A 4,245-nucleotide genomic window follows, 5' to 3' on the forward strand; every position below is an offset into this window, starting at 1 on the left:
CCCCGCCATCGTGGTGTTCCAGCAGCTCAATTCCGGCGTTTCGGCGTTTACGCTGATGGCCATTCCGTTCTTCATCTTCGCCGGCGACCTGATGATGCGGGGTGGCATTGCTGCCCGTATCATCCAGTTTGCGGGGTCAATTATCGGCCACGTGCGGGGAGGCCTTGGGCAGGTCAACGTGGCCGCCTCGACGCTCTTTGGCGGCATTTCCGGTTCGGCCGTGGCCGAAGCGGCCGCTGTCGGCGGCATCATGATCCCGCAGATGAAGGCGCGCGGCTATGGCGCTGACTATGCGGTCAACGTCACCTCTATGGCGGCGCTGATCGCGCTGCTGCTGCCGCCCAGCCACAACATGATCATCTATTCGCTCTCGGGCGGCGGTCGCATTTCCATCGCGGATCTTTTTACCGCGGGCATCATTCCGGGGCTCTTGCTGGCCCTGGCGCTGATGATCACTGCCTATATCGTGGCGGTGAAGCGCGGCTATCCGACCGAGCCCTTTCCGGGCTTTGCCAAGGCGTTTCAGTATTTTCTGATCTCGATCCCGGGGCTGATGCTGATCGTCATCATCTTCGGCGGGGTGCGCTCGGGTATTTTCACGGCGACGGAAAGCTCGTGTATCGCCGTGCTCTATGCGCTGCTGGTAACGCTGCTGGTCTATCGCTCGCTGAGTTTCCGCGAGTTCGTCCACTGCGTCACCGGCGCGGTGCGGACCACGGCCATGGTGCTGTTCATCATCGGCGCCGCGGCGTCCTTCGGCTGGCTCATGGCCTATCTCAAGGTCGCGCCGATCCTGACCGATGCCATTTCGCACCTGACGACCGACCCGCTCATGGTGCTGCTGCTCATCAATGTGATGCTGCTTCTGCTCGGTACGTTCATGGATATGGGGCCGCTGATCGTCATCACGACGCCCATCTTCCTGCCCATGGTCTCGGCCTTCGGTGTCGATCCCGTGCATTTCGGCGTGATCATGATCCTGAACCTGGGCATAGGCCTCAACACGCCGCCCCTTGGACCCGTGCAGTTCGTGGCCGCGGCGGTGGGCAAGATAACCGTGTGGGAGGCCATGCGGAGCGTGTGGCCATTCTACGCGGCGGGTCTCGTGGTTCTTGGCCTTGTGACCTACATTCCTGCTCTCTCCCTCTGGCTGCCGAGTCTGTTCCGGTAATCACCATGTCTCTCAACGAAATCACCCCGCCCACACGAAAGCCCAAACTCGCCGACATGGTCATCGATGCGCTGCGCAAGCGCATCGGGACCGGCGAATTCGGGCCGGGAACCAAACTGCCCACGGAAAACCAGCTGACCGTGCATTTCGGGGTGAGCCGAACCGTGGTGCGCGAGGCCATTGCGGCGCTCGCCGCCGATGGCACGGTGCAGCCGCGTCAGGGGGCAGGGGTGTTCGTCATGGCGAGTGCCGCCAGCGCGTTCACCGCCATCGGTGGGGAAAGCTCCAACAAGATCTCGGTGGCCCTCAATGTGCTGGAAGTGCGCATGGGCATCGAGATCGAGTCGGCCGGGCTTGCCGCGCAGCGGCGCAGCGCCAGTCAGGAGGCTGCCATTCTCGAGGCCTGGAACGAGTTTGGCCGGTTGCTCAAATCGGGCAATCCGACGGGTAAATCCGACTTTGCCTTTCACCGCGCCATCGCTGCGGCGACCAACAATCCCTTTTACATCGAAGTGCTCGATGCGCTGGGCAGTCGCACCATTCCCTGCGACGTGGCCTCGCCTTGGGGCACGGAAAGCGTTCTCACCTTCGAATACCAGGCCGGGCTCCACGAGGAGCACAGGCGCATCCTGCTCGCCATTTCGGCGCAGAATGCCGATGGCGCGAGGGAGGCCATGCGCGAGCACCTCTCGCGTAGCCAGGACCGCTATCGCGCCCGCCTCGCCCAGCAGGCCGGGCATTGATCCTTTCCTACGTATAGACTTGCCGGAGACGCCATGAGCACCGAGTTCGACATCCGTTTTGCCATCGACCCAGCCGGGGCGGCCGGCATGGGCACGGGTGAACTGCGCGAAAACTTCCTGATCGACGATCTCTTTGCGACCGGGGCCGTGCGCTGGACCTATACGCACTATGACCGCATGGCCGTGGGCGGCGCCGTGCCGGAAGGCGGCGAGCTGGTGCTCGAAACCATCAAGCCCACCGGCACCGCAAATTTCCTCGACCGCCGCGAGTTGATCGCGGTGAATATCGGGGCGGCGGGGACCATTTCCGTCGATGGCACCGCGCATGTCGTGGGCAGCCAGGACATGCTCTATGTCGGCATGGGTGCCAAGGACGTGCGCTTCAGCGGTGCCGGCGCGAAGTTTTACCTTCTCAGCGCACCGGCCCATACCTCGCACCCGACCAAATTGCTGCAGCAGTCATCTGCCAAGCGGCTTGATCTGGGGGCGCGCGAGACGGCCAATGAACGTTCTATTTTCCAGTATGTGAATGCGGATAGCGTCAAGACTTGCCAACTCGTCGTCGGCCTCACCAAGTTTGCACCGGGCTCGTTGTGGAACACCATGCCAGCGCATGTGCATGACCGCCGGATGGAGGCCTATCTCTACTTCGACATGAAGCCGGACGCCTTCGTCGTGCACCTTATGGGCGAGCCGGATGAAAGTCGCCACCTGATCGTGCGCAATGAGCAGGCGATCATTTCGCCGCCCTGGTCGATCCATTGCGGCGCGGGCACGGGCTCCTACACCTTCATCTGGGCCATGGCCGGCGACAACGTCGACTATACCGATGTCGAGAAGGTCGAAATGACGGACCTGCGCTGATGGATCTCAGTGCATTCAGTCTTTCAGGCAAGACGTTGATGGTCACCGGCGCCAATACCGGCATTGGGCAGGGCATCGCCCTGTCCATCGGCCGGGCTGGTGGCCGAGTGATTGGGGTTGGCCGTTCTTCGATGGCTGAAACCGCGGCGTTGATGGCCAAAGAGGGCGCGGAGTTCGCCGAGGTGCGGGCCGATCTGGGTTCGACCAAGGAAGCGCAGGCCATGTTTGACGCCGCCTGGGATCGGCATGGTCCGATTGATGGCCTCGTCAACAATGCCGGGATCATCAAGCGGGTCGATGCAGTGGATTTCACCGAAGACGACTGGGACGCGGTGATGGACATCAATCTCAAGACGATGTTCTTCCTCGCCCAGTCCATGGGCCGCAAGGCGCTAGCCGGAGATCGGCCGGCCCGGATCGTCAACATTGCATCGATGCTGAGTTTTCAGGGCGGCATTCGGGTGGCGAGCTACACCGCCTCCAAGAGCGGCGTGTTGGGCATTACCCGCCTTCTGGCGAATGAATGGGCAGCCAAGGGCATCAATGTGAATGCCATTGCGCCCGGCTATATCGAGACCAACAATACCGAGGCGCTGCGCAACGATCCTGATCGATCCGCGTCCATCCTCGGGCGTATCCCGGCGGGGCGCTGGGGTGTGCCGTCCGACATTGGCGATGCGGCAGTGTTCCTGCTGGCACCGGCTTCCAACTACATGCATGGCGCCGTCATCCCCGTCGACGGCGGCTGGCTCGCAAGGTGATCTCATGACTGAACAGAAGTTTTTCGCCCAAGCAGGGGAAACCGAATGGACCGAACTGGCGCCCGGCAATACGCGCCGGGTGCTGATCTACACACCTGAGGTGATGCAGGTCGAGTTCGGTTTTGAAAAGGGCGCAATCGGCGCGCCGCATAGCCATCCGCATATTCAGGTGAGCTATGTCGCCGAAGGCAGTTTTGAGGTGACGATCGACGGCAAGACCCAGGTTGTGGGTCAGGGCGGCAGTTTCATCGTGCCATCCGGGTTGGTGCACGGCGTCGTGGCGCTGGAAAAGGGCCGGCTGGTTGACGTGTTCACGCCGCATCGGGCTGATTTTTTGTAACTGCCCTGTCCGCTGAAGACGTGGTGCGGAGGCTATTTGAGGTTTAGCTCGGCCAGCATCGTCGCGTAGGCTTCATCGTGCCTCCCCGCCCAATTGGGTTTGCTGGGTTCGGTCAGGCGGCCGCGGCGTGGGGGGATGTAGCTGTAGATGGCGCGGATGGGGTCTTCGCGCCATTGCAGATTGAAGGCCGCGAATTTTGGGAAGAACTCCATATCGGAATAGGGCAGGTGGTCGTGTACCCACCAGGCCATGGCCTCCCAATTGCCGGTGCGCTCATAGTAGGGAATGAAGCGGTTGACGACGACGCAGGCTGTCGCGCCCATGCGACCGGCGGCGTCGCGGCGATCCCATATATGGCCGGCGAAG

General features: G+C 62.1%; 5 protein-coding genes and 1 pseudogene. 5 read left to right on the top strand and 1 reads right to left on the bottom strand.

Annotated features, from left to right (window positions below):
- From J0I64_RS02345 to J0I64_RS02365, 5 genes are all read left to right on the top strand, one after another.
- The coding region (locus J0I64_RS02345) for a TRAP transporter large permease (RefSeq protein WP_291406025.1) at positions 1-1,171 on the top strand (1,171 nt) is incomplete at its 5' end.
- 5 nt (positions 1,172-1,176) lie between these two features.
- Positions 1,177-1,914: a FadR/GntR family transcriptional regulator gene (locus J0I64_RS02350; protein ID WP_291406026.1), complete on the top strand. Its 738-nt coding sequence runs from the start codon at positions 1,177-1,179 to the stop codon at positions 1,912-1,914.
- Positions 1,915-1,947: 33 nt separating this feature from the next.
- Entirely contained in the window at positions 1,948-2,778 is an 831-nt protein-coding gene (gene kduI / locus J0I64_RS02355; RefSeq protein WP_291406027.1) for a 5-dehydro-4-deoxy-D-glucuronate isomerase, read from the top strand.
- The gene (gene kduD, locus J0I64_RS02360) at positions 2,778-3,539 is read left to right on the top strand and encodes a 2-dehydro-3-deoxy-D-gluconate 5-dehydrogenase KduD (protein ID WP_291406028.1); all 762 of its coding nucleotides are present in this window, start codon (positions 2,778-2,780) and stop codon (positions 3,537-3,539) included. Before kduI ends, kduD begins: the two co-directional genes overlap by 1 nt.
- Positions 3,540-3,543: 4 nt before the next feature.
- Complete coding sequence (locus tag J0I64_RS02365) at positions 3,544-3,879, top strand: cupin domain-containing protein (protein WP_291406029.1); 336 nt, start codon at positions 3,544-3,546, stop codon at positions 3,877-3,879.
- 32 nt (positions 3,880-3,911) lie between these two features.
- On the opposite strand, the pseudogene J0I64_RS02370 reads toward J0I64_RS02365, so the two are convergent.
- Positions 3,912-4,245: pseudogene (locus J0I64_RS02370) on the bottom strand (hypothetical protein); the annotation flags it as partial.

This window comes from Devosia sp. (assembly GCF_017307565.1).
In the GTDB taxonomy this organism is placed as follows: domain Bacteria; phylum Pseudomonadota; class Alphaproteobacteria; order Rhizobiales; family Devosiaceae; genus Devosia.